5 protein-coding genes are annotated in these 3,773 nt (G+C 63.0%); 1 reads left to right on the top strand and 4 read right to left on the bottom strand.

Annotated elements, in window-relative coordinates:
- From EN879_RS27295 to EN879_RS27285, 3 genes are all read right to left on the bottom strand, one after another.
- Nucleotides 1-308 (bottom strand): cation:dicarboxylase symporter family transporter (locus EN879_RS27295; RefSeq protein WP_127274356.1); only part of this gene is annotated, 308 nt, incomplete at its 3' end.
- 2 nt (nt 309-310) lie between these two features.
- On the bottom strand, nt 311-1,150 hold the full coding sequence (locus EN879_RS27290) for a transporter substrate-binding domain-containing protein (RefSeq protein ID WP_063167599.1): 840 nt from the start codon (nt 1,148-1,150) through the stop codon (nt 311-313).
- Nucleotides 1,151-1,356: 206 nt separating this feature from the next.
- Complete coding sequence (locus EN879_RS27285; RefSeq protein WP_063167598.1) at nt 1,357-2,046, bottom strand: SDR family NAD(P)-dependent oxidoreductase; 690 nt, start codon at nt 2,044-2,046, stop codon at nt 1,357-1,359.
- A gap of 371 nt (nt 2,047-2,417) precedes the next feature.
- On the opposite strand from EN879_RS27285, the gene EN879_RS27280 reads away from it, so the two are divergent.
- Nucleotides 2,418-3,533, top strand: coding sequence for an anhydro-N-acetylmuramic acid kinase (locus EN879_RS27280; RefSeq protein ID WP_063170182.1), 1,116 nt, complete (start codon nt 2,418-2,420; stop codon nt 3,531-3,533).
- Here the strand turns inward: EN879_RS27280 and EN879_RS27275 are convergent.
- Nucleotides 3,530-3,773 (bottom strand): GNAT family N-acetyltransferase (locus tag EN879_RS27275; RefSeq protein WP_164774606.1); only part of this gene is annotated, 244 nt, incomplete at its 5' end. The genes EN879_RS27280 and EN879_RS27275 overlap by 4 nt on opposite strands.

Genomic DNA, 3,773 nt, shown 5'->3' with positions numbered 1-3,773 from the left:
GCCAGGAACGACACGACCAGCACGGCCATACCCACCTTACCGAGGTAGCGGACCGATTTCGGGTCCTGGACCATCGCCGTGATGGAGAAGATGACCGATGAGACCAAATAGGGCAGGACGACCATCTTTAGGAAATTCAGGTAGAGTTGTGCGACAGGGCTGATCGCATGGGCAAAGTCTGGATAGTAGAGGCCGCACAGGATTCCTGCAGCAATCATCGCAATCGTCGTCACCGGCGATCGCAAGATACGCCTTGCCGCGAGACGCCAATCGAAAGGCAGGGGTCCGGCTACGTCGGAGATGGCCATTGTCAGGCTTTGCTCCCCAGGCGATAGCGGGCGATGATCTCGTCCGTGTTGAGAATCTGCTGACCCCGCGCGAGGTCGAGATACAGATCGACAAAGGCCGCGAGATGCGGATTGTCCGGCCGCACGCCGACTGCGATCGTATCGACCTTGTCGGTCAGCGTGATGGAGCGCGCTACGACTGTCATCGACGGATCGTCGACCATCAGCTTCTTGATCTCGAAATCATCGCGATAGGCCATGTCGATCGTCCCGTTTCGGATCGCATCGATGATCAGGTCCCAGCTTGCCAAGCGATGGATTTGCGCATGTGGGAAAGTCGTGGCCGCATAAGTGGCGAAGGAAGAGCCCTCGATCACGCCGAGATCACCTGAGAAATCACGGACAATCTGTTCTGGCGGCTTGCCTTGCGCGATACGCGCCAGGTTGAGGCGGTTGGCGATCAGCCCTTGCCGCAGCATGGCGTAGGGGCGGGAATAGATGATCGACCGGCCGCGCTGAAGCGTCCTGCTGAGCTTGCCAATCGCCATGTCGGCCTGTCCGGAACTGACCTGTCTGACGATATCGTCGAACGTTGCGGCGGATCGGTCGAACACCGGCTCGACCCCAAGCGCCGCGGCGATGCCGTGGGCCAGTTCCATGTCTATGCCATTGTCCCCCGATCCGTCGGCCGGGAAGAACGGATTGGAAGCGAAGGCCGGCATTGCGATGCGCAAGGCATCGCCGCTCGCGATCGGCGTTGGGGCGTTCTCCGCCTGCTGTCCTGGAGTGTTGGCCGCCCGGGCTTGCGAGATCAGCAACCCGCCGCTCCCGGCCGCAAGCAGTGTACGACGTGTAACCGGCATACGCGTTCTCAATTAGACCGGGAAAGCCAGCAAGATGCACAACCGACGTTAAACAAACGTATATATTACACTGCGCTTTTTTATGTATTGGATAAGCAGCTCAGCGCCACAAAATATTAGTATCACCTAATGTAAAAGGAATGGCGGAAGGATCGCGTTACTTCCCGCCAGGCGATTAGTTGGCCCCTAGGCGATCAGCTGCACTGTCAAAACGTCTCTGCCCAGGGCCGCAGCTCAAGCTCCGAGCTCCAGGCGCTGCGATGCTGGGGATGGGTTGTAAGATAGGCCTCGGCGATGGCGTCCGGCGATAGACGGCGGTCCGGCCGGCCGGGATCGGCCACCTGTCCGGCCGGCTCGATCTGGCCGTCGATGATGAAGTGGGCGACGTGGATGTTCTGCGGAGCGAGCTCGCGGGCCATGGACTGCGCCAGGCCGCGCAGGCCGAATTTCGGCATGGCGAAGCCGGCTGAGCCGGGAAATCCCTTCACACTGGCGGTGGCGCCGGTGAACAGGATCGATCCGGAACCCCGCCCAAGCAGCCGGCGCGCCGCCTGCTGGCCGACCAGGAAGCCGCCATAGGCGCCGACCAGCAATGCCTGTTTGACCGCTTCGGCATCGAGCTCGGCGATCGGTCCGCGGGTGCGCGCGCTGGCGTTGAACACTGCAAGCGCCAGCGGGCCGGCCTTGTCTGCAGTGTCGAACAGGCTGGCGACGGACGCGACGTCGGCAACATCCGTCTCGACGGCCAGCGCACCGGTTTCGTCGGTCAGAGCGCTGAGCTTCTCGAAATTGCGGGCGGCCAGAATCACGCGAAAGCCTTCCTGGGTGAGAAGGCGCGCAAGCGAGGCGCTCAGACCAGCGCCGGCGCCTGCAATGACGGCCACATCGGATGCCATGATTTTTCACTCCTTGCGGATTTCGGCGGAAGCGTTCGCCAGATCAGGCAAGGTCGCGCCTTCGGGGCTGACAGGCAAGAGGTGGCATCTCGGCGGTTGTTGAGCCAGACGGCTGCAGAACCAACGTTGCGCGGTCCAGCATCGCCTGTGGCGCTACGAAGGCCGCTCGGCCTTCAGCACCGAGACCGCCGCTTCGACAGTGGCAAGGCTTGGACCTTGCCCGCCAACCGGATTCATCCGACCGATATTTTGACGGTAGAATCGTCAGGCTTCGCAAAGCTATCGGCGATCTCATCGATGGGGACTGGAGCATGGTCCCGAAAAGTGGGAAACGGTTTTCGGAAAAGATCATGCTCAACGAGGAAACGACTATGGAACCAATCTGGGCCGTCGGCCTGATGACCGGCACGGTGCTGGACGGCAACATCGACGTCGCGCTGATCAAGACCGATGGCGAACGCATCGAGGATTTCGGCACCTACCGGCTGATGCCCTATCCCGCGTCGATCCGCTCGCTGCTGGAAGAGACGCTGACGGAGGCGCGGGGGTGGAGTTTCGTTGGGCCGGAGCCGGCGATCTTCCGCACCGCGGAGGATGCCCTGACACGCGCGCAATCGGCGGCCGTCAAGGAGTTGGTCGAAGGCTATGGCATGACGATGGCCGATATCGGCATCGTCGGTTTTCACGGCCAGACCGTTCTGCATCGTGCGCCGCAGGTTGGACGGCTGGGCCAGACCCGGCAGCTCGGCGACGGTGAGCTGATGCATGCCATACTGGGCACCAAGGTCGCATACGATTTCCGCTCGGCCGACATGCGCGCCGGGGGGCAAGGCGCGCCGCTGGCCGCGGTCTATCACACCGCGCTGATGCGCAGCGCCGGTGCCAATGGCGAGGTCGCCGTACTCAATCTCGGCGGCGTCGCCAACATCACCTGGTGGGACGGCGCTGACAATGTCGTCGCCTTCGACACCGGCCCCGCCAACGCGCCGCTCAACGATTTCATCAAGTCGAAGGGGCTCGGCGAGATGGACCGCGACGGCGCGCTTGGCTGGGCGGGAACGGTCGACGAGGCCCGGCTCGCCAAGCTGCTGCAGCACCCTTATCTGAGCAAAGCCTACCCGAAATCGCTGGACCGTTTCGACTTCGGTGCCGCGATGGCGGACGGCCTGAATGCAGAGGATGGTGCGGCCTTGCTCACCGCGTTCACCGCCGGCGCCGTCGGCAAGGCACTCGACCTCTTGCCGCACCGGCCGAAGAAACTGGTGGTCAGCGGCGGAGGTCGCCATAATCCGACCATGATGGCGATGCTGGCCAGCCGCGCCGGCGTCGAGGTGGTGCAGGCCGAGAGCCTGGGCTGGAGCGGCGACGCGGTGGAGGCGGAATGCTTTGCCTTCCTCGCGGTTCGCGTGCTGCGCGGCCTGCCGATCAGTTTTCCGAGCACGACCGGCGCACCGCGGCCGATGCAGGGCGGAAAACTCGCCGGTTAAGCCAGTTTCTTCTGCAGGAAGATGCGGCTGCGGCCGACGGGGAAGTCGGCAAGTGTTCCAAAGGGCTGATAACCCTGGCGCTGATAGACCTTGGCGGCATTCGGATTGAAGGTGTCGATCCAGGCGTTTTGACAGCCGCGCGCCACCGCTTCATGTTCGGCCGCGTCCAGCATCTTGCCGGCCATGTGCTGGCCACGCAGCCGCTCATCCACCCAGAGCCATTGCACATAAAGCCATCCC

It is taken from the genome of Mesorhizobium sp. M7A.F.Ca.AU.002.02.1.1 (genome assembly GCF_003998535.1).
Classification (GTDB): Bacteria; Pseudomonadota; Alphaproteobacteria; order Rhizobiales; family Rhizobiaceae; genus Mesorhizobium; species Mesorhizobium ciceri.
This window is presented reverse-complemented; position numbering and strand designations above follow the sequence as displayed.

Coding starts and splice junctions, on each gene's coding strand:
- EN879_RS27290 (WP_063167599.1), bottom strand. CDS start 1,150: ATGCCGGTTACACGTCGTACACTGCTTGCGGCCGGGAGCGGCGGGTTG.
- EN879_RS27285 (WP_063167598.1), bottom strand. CDS start 2,046: ATGGCATCCGATGTGGCCGTCATTGCAGGCGCCGGCGCTGGTCTGAGC.
- EN879_RS27280 (WP_063170182.1), top strand. CDS start 2,418: ATGGAACCAATCTGGGCCGTCGGCCTGATGACCGGCACGGTGCTGGAC.